The sequence below is a fragment of the Actinoplanes sp. GCM10030250 genome, from assembly GCF_042666575.1.
GTDB lineage: Bacteria > Actinomycetota > Actinomycetes > Mycobacteriales > Micromonosporaceae > Actinoplanes.
In genome coordinates, this window is the sequence record NZ_JBHTDO010000006.1 from 1 (window position 1) to 13,539 (window position 13,539).

The 13,539-nt window shown below is 69.8% G+C and carries 18 protein-coding genes; 10 read left to right on the forward strand and 8 right to left on the reverse strand.

Annotation, left to right across the window (positions count from 1 at the left end; translation table 11 throughout):
* Positions 1-1,758: FG-GAP repeat domain-containing protein (locus tag ACFQV6_RS10775; protein ID WP_378027251.1), on the forward strand; the 1,758-nt coding region annotated here is incomplete at its 5' end.
* A 136-nt stretch (positions 1,759-1,894) separates the two neighbouring features.
* On the forward strand, positions 1,895-2,458 hold the full coding sequence (locus tag ACFQV6_RS10780; protein WP_378027252.1) for a DUF5709 domain-containing protein: 564 nt from the start codon (positions 1,895-1,897) through the stop codon (positions 2,456-2,458).
* On the opposite strand, the gene ACFQV6_RS10785 is transcribed toward ACFQV6_RS10780, so the two are convergent.
* Positions 2,449-2,895: a hypothetical protein gene (locus ACFQV6_RS10785; RefSeq protein WP_378027253.1), complete on the reverse strand. Its 447-nt coding sequence runs from the start codon at positions 2,893-2,895 to the stop codon at positions 2,449-2,451. The two genes, ACFQV6_RS10780 and ACFQV6_RS10785, sit on opposite strands and share 10 nt — an antisense overlap.
* Positions 2,896-2,957: 62 nt before the next feature.
* Positions 2,958-3,674, reverse strand: coding sequence for a Crp/Fnr family transcriptional regulator (locus ACFQV6_RS10790; protein ID WP_378027254.1), 717 nt, complete (start codon positions 3,672-3,674; stop codon positions 2,958-2,960).
* Positions 3,675-3,759: 85 nt separating this feature from the next.
* Between ACFQV6_RS10790 and ACFQV6_RS10795 the strand changes: the two genes are divergently transcribed.
* The 3 genes from ACFQV6_RS10795 (at position 3,760) to ACFQV6_RS10805 (ending at position 5,554) form a co-directional block, all read left to right on the forward strand.
* A complete protein-coding gene (locus tag ACFQV6_RS10795; protein ID WP_378027255.1) occupies positions 3,760-4,398 on the forward strand; it encodes a chemotaxis protein CheB in 639 nt (212 codons plus the stop codon).
* Between the two features lie 252 nt (positions 4,399-4,650).
* On the forward strand, positions 4,651-5,103 hold the full coding sequence (locus ACFQV6_RS10800) for a DUF4383 domain-containing protein (RefSeq protein WP_378027256.1): 453 nt from the start codon (positions 4,651-4,653) through the stop codon (positions 5,101-5,103).
* Between the two features lie 76 nt (positions 5,104-5,179).
* A complete protein-coding gene (locus ACFQV6_RS10805) occupies positions 5,180-5,554 on the forward strand; it encodes a hypothetical protein (protein ID WP_378027257.1) in 375 nt (124 codons plus the stop codon).
* Here the strand turns inward: ACFQV6_RS10805 and ACFQV6_RS10810 are convergent.
* From ACFQV6_RS10810 to ACFQV6_RS10820, 3 genes are all read right to left on the reverse strand, one after another.
* Positions 5,551-6,804: a PP2C family protein-serine/threonine phosphatase gene (locus ACFQV6_RS10810; RefSeq protein WP_378027258.1), complete on the reverse strand. Its 1,254-nt coding sequence runs from the start codon at positions 6,802-6,804 to the stop codon at positions 5,551-5,553. The genes ACFQV6_RS10805 and ACFQV6_RS10810 overlap by 4 nt on opposite strands.
* A gap of 75 nt (positions 6,805-6,879) precedes the next feature.
* The gene (locus tag ACFQV6_RS10815; protein WP_378027259.1) at positions 6,880-7,305 is read right to left on the reverse strand and encodes an ATP-binding protein; all 426 of its coding nucleotides are present in this window, start codon (positions 7,303-7,305) and stop codon (positions 6,880-6,882) included.
* A 279-nt stretch (positions 7,306-7,584) separates the two neighbouring features.
* Positions 7,585-8,142: a hypothetical protein gene (locus ACFQV6_RS10820; protein ID WP_378027260.1), complete on the reverse strand. Its 558-nt coding sequence runs from the start codon at positions 8,140-8,142 to the stop codon at positions 7,585-7,587.
* A 396-nt stretch (positions 8,143-8,538) separates the two neighbouring features.
* Between ACFQV6_RS10820 and ACFQV6_RS10825 the strand changes: the two genes are divergently transcribed.
* The 4 genes from ACFQV6_RS10825 to ACFQV6_RS10840 all read left to right on the forward strand — a co-directional run bounded on the left by ACFQV6_RS10825 (position 8,539) and on the right by ACFQV6_RS10840 (position 11,127).
* Positions 8,539-9,075, forward strand: a complete 537-nt coding sequence (locus ACFQV6_RS10825) for a hypothetical protein (protein ID WP_378027261.1) — start codon at positions 8,539-8,541, stop codon at positions 9,073-9,075.
* Positions 9,076-9,112: 37 nt separating this feature from the next.
* Positions 9,113-9,247, forward strand: a complete 135-nt coding sequence (locus ACFQV6_RS10830; protein ID WP_378027262.1) for a hypothetical protein — start codon at positions 9,113-9,115, stop codon at positions 9,245-9,247.
* Positions 9,248-9,438: 191 nt separating this feature from the next.
* A complete protein-coding gene (locus ACFQV6_RS10835; RefSeq protein ID WP_378027263.1) occupies positions 9,439-9,744 on the forward strand; it encodes a hypothetical protein in 306 nt (101 codons plus the stop codon).
* 219 nt (positions 9,745-9,963) lie between these two features.
* Positions 9,964-11,127 (forward strand): endo-1,4-beta-xylanase, encoded by a 1,164-nt coding sequence (locus ACFQV6_RS10840; protein ID WP_378027264.1) that lies wholly within the window; start codon positions 9,964-9,966, stop codon positions 11,125-11,127.
* A gap of 288 nt (positions 11,128-11,415) precedes the next feature.
* Here the strand turns inward: ACFQV6_RS10840 and ACFQV6_RS10845 are convergent, their stop codons facing one another.
* Together ACFQV6_RS10845 and ACFQV6_RS10850 are read right to left on the reverse strand one after the other, a co-directional pair.
* On the reverse strand, positions 11,416-11,715 hold the full coding sequence (locus ACFQV6_RS10845) for a multiprotein-bridging factor 1 family protein (protein ID WP_378027265.1): 300 nt from the start codon (positions 11,713-11,715) through the stop codon (positions 11,416-11,418).
* Positions 11,666-12,067, reverse strand: coding sequence for a type II toxin-antitoxin system RelE/ParE family toxin (locus ACFQV6_RS10850; protein WP_378027266.1), 402 nt, complete (start codon positions 12,065-12,067; stop codon positions 11,666-11,668). The genes ACFQV6_RS10845 and ACFQV6_RS10850 overlap by 50 nt, the downstream gene beginning before the upstream one ends.
* A gap of 191 nt (positions 12,068-12,258) precedes the next feature.
* Between ACFQV6_RS10850 and ACFQV6_RS10855 the strand changes: the two genes are divergently transcribed.
* Positions 12,259-12,411 (forward strand): hypothetical protein, encoded by a 153-nt coding sequence (locus ACFQV6_RS10855; RefSeq protein ID WP_378027267.1) that lies wholly within the window; start codon positions 12,259-12,261, stop codon positions 12,409-12,411.
* A gap of 58 nt (positions 12,412-12,469) precedes the next feature.
* Here ACFQV6_RS10855 and ACFQV6_RS10860 read toward each other — a convergent pair whose 3' ends face one another.
* Positions 12,470-13,339 (reverse strand): hypothetical protein, encoded by an 870-nt coding sequence (locus tag ACFQV6_RS10860; RefSeq protein WP_378027268.1) that lies wholly within the window; start codon positions 13,337-13,339, stop codon positions 12,470-12,472.
* Positions 13,340-13,539 lie beyond the last annotated feature (200 nt).

Here is a 13,539-nt window from a genome sequence, read left to right on the forward strand (position 1 = left end):
TACCTGCAGCAGAAACTGTCGTTCGCCAACGGCTACAGCAGCTCCTGCTCCGACGACTACGTCTCCTTCAACGTCAAAGACGCCGCCCAGCGCGGCGCCACCGCCGGCGCCACCAACATCACCCTGGGCATGCGCGCCAGCTCCGAGGGCGACACCCTCACTTGGCGCAAGTTCCAGGCCAACACCGCCGTGCTCTCCGCGACCTACAACCGTGAGCCGGGCAAGCCCACCGACGTGACCACCACGCCCGGTGGCGCCTGCGTCGTCGCCACCGCCACCCGGACGCTGGGCAAGACCAACATCGTGCTCAAGGCCCGGTCGATCGACCCCGACGGCAACCTGTCCAAGCTGCGGTTCCGCTGGTGGGCGACGACCGCGACGGCTCCCGCTGTCACCGGCGGCACGGCGGTCACCCCGGACGCGAACGGCTGGGCCAGCCTGACCATCGCCACCACCACCCTGACGGACAAGGCCAGCTACAACTGGGACGTCCGGGCCGAGGACACGAGTAGCGCTGTGTCCGACCGCTATCCCAGCGAGACGACGACCTGCCGGGTCACCATCGACGCCTCGGCGCCGCCGACGCCTGACGTGTCGAGTGAGGTGTTCAAGGAGGCGACCCCGGACGGTGCCACCTGGGCCACCGTCAAGTTCGGACAGACCGGCCCGGTGACGTTCGAGTCGGCCGGCGCGACCCGGTTCACCTACACGTTCAACGGCATCGGTACACCGGCGCCGGTGACCGCGAGCGGTGGCATCGGATCGGTGCCCGCCCTGGCACCCCGGCACGCCGGGCCCAACGGCCTGCACGTGATCGCGTACGACGCGGTCGGCAACCCCAGCCCGACGAAGATCTACACGTTCTACGTGCCGCCGCGTGACATCGCCGACGGCCCCGGTGACATCGGCGGCGACGGCAAGCCCGACCTGCTGATCATCGACGCCAACGGCAACCTGCGCTCGCTGCCCGGCGACGACGGCGGTGACCTGTGGGGCTCCATCACGGCGTCCTACACCACCGACGGCACCCTCGACCCGAAGGGCCACTGGACCGACCCGGCCAACGGGACCGCGGCGCTGATCGCCAAGCACTCCGACGTCTACCCGGGTGACGGGACGACTGACCTGTTCGCCCGTACCCATGACGGTTTCTGGGTCTATCCCGGCGACGGCTACGGCAGCTTCAACGTCGATGACCGGATCAAGGTCATGCTGCCGGCCGGCGTGCCGGCGCCGTCCACCTGGATCCAGATGAAGGCGGTCGGTGACATCACCGGCGACAAGCGGGCCGACCTGCTGGTCCGCTCGGCGGACGCGCTCTACGTGCTCAGCGGCTACACCGGCGGCAGCTTCCAGTCGTCGCTGCTGATGAGCCAGGGCTGGAACCGCTCGGAGATCGTCAACCTCGCCGACGTCGACCTCGACGGCACCCCGGACCTGACCTGGCGCCACCTCGACACCGGGTTCATGTGGCTGCGCCACGGCAAGCCCGGCACCGTGGCCGGCAGCGTCAACCTGGACTCGCTGAAGACGGCGGCGGCCTCCGGCAAGGGCAAGGACAACGAGTACGGCTCCGGCTGGACGACGATCAAGGCGGTCATCGGTGTCCCCGACGTGACCGGCGACCGCATCCCGGACATGTGGGCCGTCGTGGCGGCCACCGGGGAGACCCGGGTCTACACGGCCACGGCCACCTACGGCGGTTCGCAGAAGGTCGTCATCTCGACCGACTGGCGAACCGTCAAGGGATTCGCCTGACGAACCACCATCGGCGGGCCTGAACAGTCATCTGTTCAGGTCCGCCGCCGTTTCCGGACCAGGAGTGCCCAGCCTCGGCGGCAATTGCCGGAGCGTAGGAGGTGTCGGGTGCGGGGTGGCGGGGTAGCCGGTCGTCATGCGAGACGACAACTATCCGACCCCGGTGTCCGACCCGGAGACCGAAGGACTGCCCGGTACCGCTGACGACGACTCCACGGCGTACGACGACGTCGAGACCGGGCGATCGGCTGACGGGCCGGACCCGGCCGCGCTGCCGGCCGACCGCCCGCAGGCCGTCGACCGGTTCGGCACGACGGCCGAGGAGCAGCGGGCCGGCGAGTCGCTCGACTACCGCCTGTCGCAGGAGGAGCCGGACGTGCAGCCGGAGGAGCCGCTGGCCTCCCCCGGTGCACTGGCGGACGAGGCGATCGACGAGCAGGGTGCGGCTCAGGCTCGCCTGGACGCCGATGTCTACGGCGACAGCCCGGTCTCGGACCCTGACTCCAAGGTGTCGATGTACGACTTCGGCCAGCTGGACGGAACCACTCCGGAGCCGGTCGGCCGGCTGGTGGAGCCGGACGAGGGCTCCGGCTACGACGTCGAGCCGGACAACGTGGCCTACGACGCCGGAGCCGCCGGCGGCGGTGCCTCCGCGGAGGAACTGGCCATCCACGAGACCGAGGCCCCCGACTACCGCTGACCTGGGTCTTGCACCTGGTCCTCCACCTCCTCCACCTGGTCGTCCGTCTCCTCTGCCTGGCTGTCTGCCTCAGCGTCCCGCCTGGCTTTCTCCGCCTCGGTACGGTGCCGCTCAGCGTCTTCGAGATGCTGGGCGGCATTCGCGGGATCGCCCGCGGCGGCTCGTTCGTGGGCCTGCCGGGCGAGCTCGTGGCCCCTTGCCGCACTGCGGTGGGCGTTGGCCGCCCGCTCACGGCTCTGCCGGGCCTTGTCAGCGGCGCGAACCGCTGCCTGCCGGTCCGACACGGCCGCCGGCTCGCCGGGCGTGTCGGTCGCTCGCCGGCGCTCGGTGATCTCCTGCCGGCGATCACGCGCTTCGTCGGCACGCTTGCCGGCACGCTCACCCCGCTGGTGTGCCTCCGCCGCCAGCTCGTTCCACGTGCGCTCATCCGGTTCCACGCCCGCGATCACACTCCCTCAAGCAGCAATCCGCTCACCTCTACGGTAAGCGCATCATGGTCTCAGCCGGCCTTGGCGAGGCGTTCGAACTCGGCGCGCACGATGGCGTAACACTCGCAGCAGACCTCCTCCAGCTGCTCCCGATCCCTGATCGTGATGATGCCGCGCCGGTAGCTGATCAGCCCGGCGCTCTGCAGCAGCCCGGCGGCCAGCGACACGGTGGCGCGGCGCACCCCCAGCATCTGGGCGAGGAACTCCTGTCTCAGCGGGAAGCGCAGGTCGCCCACCCGGTCGGCCGTCATCAGCAGCCAGCGGGCGGCGCGTTCCTCAGTGGTGTGCAGCCGGTTGCAGACGACGTTCTGCGACAACTGCACGATCATGGCCTGAACGTATCGGTGCAGCTGCCGGTGCAGCACGCCGTCGTTGATGAGGAACTCCCGCAGCCCGGCGGCCGACATCCGGATCACCTGGCCCGGGACCTGGGCCACGACGGTGTTCGGGCTCTCCGACACGCCCAGGAAGACCGGCAGCCCCGCCATACCCTCCCGGCCGATGGTGGCCACCTCGACCGCCACCTCACCGTCGACCTCATTGATCATCGACAGGACGCCGGTGACCGGGAAGGCGACCTGTTCGACCGTCCGGCCGGCCAGGTAGATCGGATCCTTGGGCTGCACCTCGAGGATCTCGACGGTGCGCCGCATGCGCTTCCACTCGTCCGCGGGCAGCGCCGCCAGCAGGAAATTCCGGGTACGAGCCTCGTCGAGGTCGTCGGACATGGCAGGCCTCCTCAGGACGCCGCCCGCCTACCCCCGAAACCACGACGATATGCCAGGTGTCGTACATACGCCGTACGATCGTGATGTGTTGGATGGCGTACGAACTCCCGCGGCACCGCAGTTCGACCTCGTCGTTCTCGCCGCCTCGCTCGGCGGACCGGCCGCGCTGGCGTGTGTCGTCGCCGGGCTGCCGGAGGGGTTCTCCACGCCGGTGCTGATCGTGCAGCACCGCACGCCCGCCGTCAGCCGCACCCTGGCCGACACGTTGCAACGCCGGACCGTGCTGCCGGTGCGCCTCGCCGAGGACGACTGGCCCGCTGACCTGCCCGGCATCACCGTCCTGCCGGCCCGGCAGACCGGCAGCATCGTCGACGGCCGCCTGCGACTGAGGGCCGCCGGCGACCCCCGGACCGCCGACCCATTGATCATCAGCGCCGCCGAAGCCTATGGGCCCCGTGCGATAGGTGTCGTGTTGACGGGGCGGCTCGGTGACGGCGCTGCCGGGCTTCGCGCGATCAAGCGGCACGGCGGGCGCACCATCGTCGAGGACCCGTCCACGGCGTATGCGGGTGACATGCCCGCGGCGGCGCTGGCCACCGGGTGCGTCGACCTGGTTCTCCCGCTGCCGCACATCGCGCGGGCGCTTGTCGCCTTCACCATGGCACCTGGCGCCGCCGACCTGCTGCGGGTGCCGCTCGCCCCGTGGGCCGGGTTCGCCGCCTGACGCATGTGGCGGGACGCGCCCCGGCAGTGGATCACGGTGCTCCGGGCGTACCCCAAAGGTGTTGAAAGCATGCCCGGCCAGCGCCGGTCCCCCTGCCGGAAGTGACGCTTCAGCCGCCGTCAGCCGATCCTATGGGTCTGCCGCCGGCCTTTCCGTGATGGTGATTTGCCTGCCGGAAAAGCGACGGAATTGGGGCTGTTTACGGCGGGACGGCAGGGGAATGCGGGCCCTCCCACCCGAGAGGACACTTTCATGACCGTCAATCCTGGTTCGAGAAACGCGACAGCGGCACGCAGCCCTGTTCGCACCGCGGCGCTAGCCGTCTCCGTCGTCTTCCTCCTGGTCGGAGTGCTGGGCTTCATCCCCGGCATCACCACGGACTACAGCGAGATGGCCTTCGCCGGGCACCACTCGGACGCGCACCTGCTCGGCATCTTCCAGGTGTCGATCCTGCACAACATCGTTCACCTGCTCTTCGGGGTGGCCGGGCTGGCCCTGGCTCGCACCTTCGACGGCGCCCGCACCTTCCTGATCGGTGGCGGCGCCGTTTACCTGGTGCTGTGGCTGTACGGTCTGGTCATCAGTGAGGACACGGCTGCCAACTTCGTGCCGGTGAACAACGCGGACGACTGGCTGCACTTCTTCCTGGGCGTGGGGATGATCGCGCTCGGTCTGCTGCTGGGGCGTCGGACCACCACCCGGTGAGTTGATGCCGGCCGGCGTGTCCGTGATGGATCACGCCGGCCGGCACTTTCGTGTTTCGTTTCGAAGGGGCGGGGGCGTGGCGATGGGTGTGTTGCGGCGGGGCCGGGCGGGCGGGGCGCTTCGCAGCGCCGCGGTCGTGCGTACCGGATGGGGTTTGGCTCTGTTGATCGCGCCGGAGGTCCTGCTGAGGATGGGCGGCCGGGCGACCGCGCCGCCGGTGGCCGTGACGGTGGCCCGGGTGCTCGGTACACGGCAGCTCGTGCAGGCGGTGGTGACCACGGCACTGCCGGCGGGTCGCGTCGCGGGGGTGAGCGCGGCAGTGGATGCGATGCATGCCGCCACCGGGGCGGTGCTCGCCGTGATGTCGGCGCGGTGGCGGCCCGTCGCCCTGGTCGACATGACTGTCGCTGCTGGTCTGGCCGCCGCCGGGTGGGCCGGGCGACGGCCTTAGCCGCCCGGCTGCGGATCGAGCAGGTGATCGGCGGAGACCGTGATCTCTTCGGTGTCGGAGTGCTCCGGCGCGGTGCTGAGCCAGTCGGCGAGCAGGATCGTCGCGTCGTCCTGCAGCCGGTCGTCCTGGTAGTCGAGGATCGCGTGGACCAGCCGCCGGGCGGTCTCCGGGGCGGGAAGCTGATCGGCCGCCGCTTTGACGGCGAAATCGATGAGGCGATCGATGCCGAACTGCTCACCCTCCGCCGAGCGCGCCTCGATGATGCCGTCGGTGTAGAGCAGGATCCGGTCGCCCGGCTCGAGGGCCTCCTCGACCACCACCGGCGGCCGTTTGTGACCGAGGGTGACCGGTAGGGCTGTTGGTGTGGGCAGGACCTTGGCGACCCGCCCCTGGCGGAGGACCATGCCGCTGGGGTGTCCGGCGGAGATCACCTGGAGGACGCCGGTGTGCTGATCGATCTCGGCCAGCACGGCGGTGATCATCCCGTACCGGTCGTGGTCGCGGACCGCGGCGTCGATGTGGTGGTAGGTGTCGATCAGGCCCATCCCGGCGCGGCGGGCGTTGCGGTAGGACGCCAGGGCGAGCGAGGCCAGCACGACGGCGCGCATCCCACCGGCCGAGCCGTGCCCGGCGGCGTCGAACAGCGCCAGGTGGGCGGTCTCGCCGTTGACCGCGTAGTCGAAGGCGTCACCGCCCACGTCGTAACACGGCTCGAGGATGCCGCTGATCATGAGATGGCCGGTGGAGAACGACAGCGGCGGCAGCTGGGCGCGCAGCATCTCGGCGGCCAGCCGCATGGGTTCGCGGCGGCGGGCCCGCTCGATGGTGTCGCTGTACAGGCTGCGGGTGATCAGCAGCTCCGCCAGCAGCGACGATATCGCGACACAGTCGTCGACCGCCTGGTCGTCCAGCGGCCGCGGTGAGACGACTTCGAGTACGCCCATCCGCTCGCTGCCGTTGAGCAGCGGTAACCATGACCGTGCTCCGGCGTCGTCACCGTCACCCGCGCAGGGGCTCGCCATCGAATACGCCCGGCCGGGCAGAGTGCCGTCGACCGCGACCGGTTCGCGCTGCGGTGCCGACCCGGCGATCAGGGGCAGCAGCTCACGCTGCCGGTGGTCGACCACGTAGATGATCATCGCGGTGGCACCGACCAGGCCGGCGGCGCGCATGGCCATGTGCGGCAGGTCCTCCGGCCGGGCATGATGCGACTGGCGCAGCAGCTGCCGCAACGCTCCCAGAGTGGTCACGCACGTCCTTTCGGGTCCGGCCCGTCACGTCGGCCTCGCGTGGTTCACACCGAGGATCGGGTGACCTCGCGTGGTTCACACCGAGGATCGCGGGGGCGGAGCCACAGCGTCGCTCTGGAGGGCCGTCACCCGCAGCGTCACCATAGCGGTGACACCCTGCTGCTTCTGCACGATGGCCATGGCATCGCTGAACATGCGGGCCAGCGCCAGCCCTCGCCCGCCGGCGATCATGGCAGGCGGCAGCGCCGGGCTCTCCGGAACACCGCCAGGAAAACCGGGGCCACGGTCGGTGATCTCGGCGACCAGGATGCCGCGCCCCAGCCGCAGGGTGAGTGCGCCGTGCCCGCCGCCGTGGATGGCGGCATTGATCACCAGCTCGTGGACCGCGACCAGGAAGTCGTCGATCGCGTCGCCGGCGAGCCCGGTGCCGCGGATCCAGCCCTGCGCCGCATGTCGTACCTCGGACACCTCGTCGGCGGAGAAGCCTTGAGCGAAACCCACAGGCAGGGTACGGGCGGAGTCCAGCAAACCGCTGTCACCAGACTGCATCGACGCCCACGCCTGCCCTTCTACGCCCACGCCTGTCCTTCTACGCCCACGCCTGTCCCTCTACGCCCGCGCCTGCCCTTCTACGCCCAGGTCCGAGCCTCGTGACCGCCGGTCATGAGGCGACGGGCACGGGAGAAAGCTAACAGCAAAGGCCCAGCCGCACCGCGGAGGACAACGGCCGGTATCGCACCGTCGTCGACCGCGGCGCCGCCGCGCTCCGGATTCCGCCGGTCATCGACCCGAACGGGTGACCCGGGCCAGGAAACCCTTCTTCACCTCGCTCGCCCGCTGCTGCTCGCCGGCGAGCGAACTCACGATGATCAGCGCACCGGTCAGCGCCGGTACGACCCACTGCAGCGCGGACAGTTGCTTCTGCGCCTTCGAGACGTCGTCCGGCGTGCTGGAGGCGGGCTCCGTACCGGCCAGGGCCGGGACCGAGGTGTCCTCGGCCACCTTGCGGCCGAGCAGCCGGCTGTAGCCGGTCACTGCCAGCGCCGCAGCGGTCAGGCCGGTCTTCGCCAGTGCCGTCGTACCGACACCGCGCTGCCCGGCCAGCCGCGACTTGTTGCCGACCAGCTCGCCGACGCTGCCGGCCAGGTGCGCACCGATCGCCGCGGCGTTCACCGGGGTCCAGTTGTTCCAGCCGGTGTTGGCCACCCGGCCGGTGCCGTTGGCGGTGTCGGCCTGCGCCGAGGCCGGGTTCAGGGCGACGGCGTTCGCCAGGGTGCCACCGAACCAGGCGGCGAGCCCGACGTCGTGCAAGGAACGGGAGAGTGTGTCTTTCGCCAAGGTGTCCTCCGTAATCGCGTTTGCTGTCGCGGCTCGGCTACCCCATCACCAGCCGGCTACACCGATCCGGCGGTGTGGCCACTCTCGTCCGACTGCTCTCCCTTCCGGCGTTTACGTGCGGAATCGGCGGGCACCCGTCGCTCACAAGGCTCCCGATCACACCCCCTTTCCTGCCAGCGAGCAACGGTCGGAGTTGTCATGAGTTCATCCCCCCAAAAAGATTCACCCGCTGCGGTCCCGGCTCCCCGGGACGCCGATTCCGCGGCAGCCACCGATCGTCCGGCGGCCACCGCACCTCCCGCTACAGCCGAGCGTTCAACGTCTGAAGCGCGGACGGCCGGCGCGGCGACTCCCCGGAGTGGCGCGACCGTTGCCGCCACCGATCGGCGGGAGGTCGTGGCGCGGCAGAAGGACCGCTACGGCGGCATCAAGTGGGGCTCGGCGTTCTTCGGCTGGCTGACCGCCACCGGCACGGCGGTGCTGCTCACCGCCTTGCTCCTGGCCGCCGGCGCCACCGTCGGCATCGCCACCGGCACTGACGCCGGTGAGGCGCGGGACAGCGCCGCGACGATCGGGCTCGTCGGCGGCCTCACCCTGCTGGCCGTCATCCTGGTCGCCTACTTCTGCGGCGGCTACGTCGCCGGCCGCATGGCCCGCTTCAACGGCGTCAAGCAGGGCATCGCCGTCTGGATCTGGGCCGTCGTGATCGCCGCGGCCGTCGCCATCGCGGGTGCCGCACTCGGCAACGAGTACGACCTGCTGGACCGCATCGGCGGCTTCCCCCGCCTGCCGATCGGCGGCGACGACGTCACGACCGGCAGCATCGTCGCTGTTGCCATCGCCCTGGTCGCCGCACTGCTCGGCGCCGTTGCGGGCGGGCTCGCGGGGATGCGCTTCCACCGCAGGGTCGACGAGGCCGGACTCGGTCGCTGAGCATCTCGACGAGACCGGCGGGCCCGCATGGGTGTCTGTGCGCACCGGCCTGTTCCACCGCTGCTACGAGCCGGACCCCGCCCCGGACGGCGGACGCAACAGCGACCAGAACGACGCGATGACCTGCTCCGAGGCGCGCATCGCGCTGGAGGAGGACGGCCGTGCCGGTTGAGGCATCGGCACGGCCTGGTTGGCGCTGATTCGTACGGATTAATGAAGGTTTATCGAATTTAGCTGGTTTGCCGCCTTTGAGGACGGGTAGCCGCGATGTTGCCGCACCGAATGCCGCGGCACATCGATCGCATCGTCCCGCGCCGCCGACGAAGTCGTGCGGCCCATGCGTCACGCCCATAGGAGACTGACATGTCGAGTACCACCGCAGGTACCACCCGCCGCGACACCCTGCTCGTCGATGGGCCGGCCCGGCGCCGTCCCGCCGAGACCAAAGCGGCGTTCAAGACCACGGAGCTCATCGCCTACGTCGCCGCTGTCGCCGGCGTCCTCATCGCCTCCTTCGTGGTCGACGGCAACGGCAACGGTGACAACGGCGCCGCCGGCGACTACTTCCGCGCCGACCGCGCCTGGTTCTACGTCGTTCTGCTGACCATCGGCTACATGGTCAGCCGAGGCCTGGCGAAGGCCGGCAGTCGCGACTCCGCCGACGCCTGACAACGGAAGGCGAGGCGGGCCCGCTTGGTCCGGGCCCGCTCGCCCACGACTGCCGAGTCCATGTTCTGGCCACCAGCAAGTAGTCAACTGATAGCTGGCTGACAGCGATCACCCGGGAGGCCACCTAACGTGCCGTGGGGGGACGCACTGACCGAGCGAGCACGCGCTTCCCCGTTCTGCATTCGCGGCTCTGTGCACCGTCCTCTGCCAGGAGGCGACATGGGTGACTTCCTCGTACCTCGCCGTTCCCTGCTTCTCGGCGCGGCCGGCGCTGCGGGTCTTGCCGCCGCCGGAGTGCCGTCGGGCTCCGCGACGGCGGGCAGTATTCCGGCACCACTCTGGAAGGTGGCTCGCGAGCGGGGCATCGCTTTCGGCTCATCGATCGCCACCTGGCAGCTCGACGCCGACTACGCAGCGCTGTACGCGCGCGAAGCCAGGGTGTTGTTCACCGAGGACGACCTGCTCTGGTACCGGCTCAAGCCCGCGCCGGACGCCCCGCTCGACTTTTCCTACGCCGACCGCATCATTGAGCTGGCCGAAACCAGCCACATGCGAGTTTTCGGCGCCCACCTCGTCTGGGATCAGGGCTTCGGCGACGGCTGGCCGGACGACTGTCTCTGGTCCATCGACCGGGCACAGGCGCGCGAGCTGCTCTTCGGCACGCTCACGGCGACCGTCCAGCGCTACCGCGGCCGGGTGGACGCGTGGAGCGTCGCGAACGAGGTCACCAGCCCCGAAGGCGTACGTGGCTTTCGCACCGACGTGCCGTGGTGGGTGACCATCGGGCCGTCATATGTGGCCGATGCGTTCCACCTGGCGCATGCGGCCGACCCGCGGGCTCTGCTGGTCCTGAACGAGTTCGGCTTCGAGACGGTCAACCAGTGGGGAGACGAGCCGGAACCGCGACGGCGAGCCACGTTGCAGGTCATCGACCAACTGCTCCGCGAGGGTGCGCCGGTTCATGCCCTCGGCGTGCAGGCCCACCTGCTCGCTGAGCAGTTCGCCGACCGGTTCGACGCGCGAGCCTACAGCCGCTGGCTCGACCGGGTCGCTGACCGGGGACTCGACATCCTGATCACCGAACTCGACGTGCTCGACGACGGGCTGCCGGCCGAGGTGCGTCCGCGCGACGTCGGGGTCGCCGACGTCTACCGGCGCTATCTCGATGTTGCGCTGTCCCATCCGGCTGTCAAGGTCGTCATGAGCTTCGGTCTCACCGACCGCTACACCTGGCTCGAGGAGGATCTGCCGCGGGAGGACGGGGCGGCTCGCAGGCCGCTGCCTTTCGACGATGAACTCCGGCCCAAGCAGGCGTACCGGGCGATGGTCCGGTGCATGGCGGGCGCGCGCCGCCGGGCGGCCCTGTGGCCTTTGCCCGCATGACCGCCACGCTCATCGCCTGCGTCCGTCAACCTGATCGCGGAACTCCAGGCCTGCAGGATACGGCGACATCCTTGCCGGGCGCCGCGCGGATGCCCTGGCCGGCGCATTGGATCAGGCGGCCGTCGAAGGCGATCGGCCCGGCCAGGAACAGCGTGTTCGACGTGAGCGACCCGGTTCGCTCGCCACGACACGGGCACGAGCGCCACGCTGAGAGATTCTCACGCGGCCCTTCCGGCTTACTTCGTGGGCACGAGTGTCGCCGTGGCTGCTTGGGCAGTCTGCTGCTGCTCAAGCGGCCTCGCCGCGCGGCTCGAAACCCACTCTGAGGTGTACGTCCAACGCCGTCGCCAGCCGCTCCAGCACCGACAAGGTAGGAACAGTTCCGCCGGCCTCGAACCGGGCGACCGCGGACTGCGTCATTCCCGATGCCTTCGCCAGCTGTGTTTGGCTCCAACCTCGGCGCTCGCGAAGCTCTCGAACAGAACGACCAAGTTCAAAGGCCAAGCGCGCAGCGTCGTACGCCTCCGCGGCACCCGGCTCAGCCATCCGCCGCTCCCGCATAGCGGCCCAACCGCCACTTTCGCTCATGACCCCGTCTCCTCGTCCACAGCCTCATGCGCCTCGTCGATACACCGCGCCAGCGCTCGGCGCGCCCGGTCGATCTCCCGCTCTTCCCGCATGCGCGTCTTGCAGAAACCGTCAAAAGGATGATCCTCCTGCCGGTCGCGATCCAGTAGGTGATCCGGACCGCCCGCCGCTCCAGATGGAACCGCAGCTCCCGCAGCTTCCGATCGAGCTGCTTCGTGTAAGGCTCGCCCAGCAGTGGTCCTTGTTCAGCGAGCAGGTCGACGTAGAACGCCGCGTGGGCGAACTGGGCAGTCGGCAGGCTCTCCAACCACTTCTCCACCTCCGGCTCAAGCTCAACAGCGCCCCACGTCATAGCAGCGATGCTATACCCTAGCTCGTCGTAGCACAGGTTCGCGCAATGCCAACGGTCGGTCGAAACTAACCGCAGGTCAGAGCCTTGGTGGTCGATCGTTGCACCATACAGGTCACCCGCCGTCCACAGCGATCGAGCGCCTGGGCAGGCATTGCGCATCACGTGCGTGATCAGATCAGGGAATCGTCGCCATGCGTGGCGCGTCTCCGCCGGTCCGCCTGCCGCATGCTGCCGATCTGCTCGCCTTCCGCGAGCGCGCTGATATCCGGAGCTCCGTCACCCGGCACGAGACGGTGGGTGGCGAGGTCAGCAAGGGGCGGACACGGGGCATCGGCGACCGCTGACCACCACTGACGACAGGTGGCCCGCACCCGTTAGGGGTACGGACCACCTGTGCCGCTGTCAGAAGATGCACTGGGCGAGCGTGTTGGTCTTGGTGTTGGCCGCCGTGTTGGCCTGGCCTGAGGCGAACCAGCTGCTGATGCCGCCGGCCCTGGTGGCGGGGACTGACCAGATGGTGCGGCCGGGGGCTTCCGACCCGTCGCGGTTGGTCAGGTAGACGCCGCCGCTGATGGCGGTCCAGCCTGCCGGGCAGTTGGCGTAGTCGCCGACGAAGTTGCCGGCGACTGACGGGACGCCGGCCTGGATGATCTGGTCACGCCGTGGGTTTGCCATCTGGGCGCACTGGGTGGTGATCACCATCGAGTCGCTGAGGACGTTGTCGGTGCCGGCGAAGGTCCATTTGGTGCCGTCCGCGGAGGGCGCGTTGGAGACCATGTTGCGGCCGTTGGGGCTGGTGCCGTGCAGGGAGTTGACGTAGTGGCCGCCGCCGCCGAAGGCGTAGAAGCCGGCCGGGCACTGGAGGAAGTCGTGCCGGAACGCGGCGCCCTTGCTGGGGAACTCCTTGGAGATGGTCGTCACGTTGCCGAGGCGGCCGACCGGAACACAGGTGGCGGTCACGGTGAGGGCGCCGCCGGCGGCGAGGATCCGGCCGGTGGCGTTCACCATGGTGGAGGCCACCGGGCGCAGCGTGTCGAGGATGACGCCGCCCGCGGCGGCGGCGACGACCTGCGTTCCCGCCGAGCAGAACACGGTGCCCTCGACTGTTGTCTGGCCCGGCAGGGGGAAGAAGTTGTGGCTTTCGAAGGTGATGCCTGCGGGGCTGATCGCGGCGGCGGCGGGTGACGCCGAGGTGACGGCTGCTCCCGCCACCGCCAGCATGGTCAGTACGGCGACGCGGATGAGGCCGCGCGGCAGGATGTTCTTGGGCATGGGCGTTCCTATCCCGGAGTTGATGGTGTCGCCTTCGACCATCGCGCCCGGTGCCCCGGGGATCGAGGTACCGGGGCGGCATCTGACCGGCACTTCGCCCGGCGGGTGAGGCCGGTACACCGGCACTTGGATGCGGCACCGGAACAGTCGGACCCTCGATACTCGCTGGCCCGGGCGGGAGCCGGGGTGGCACATTGCAG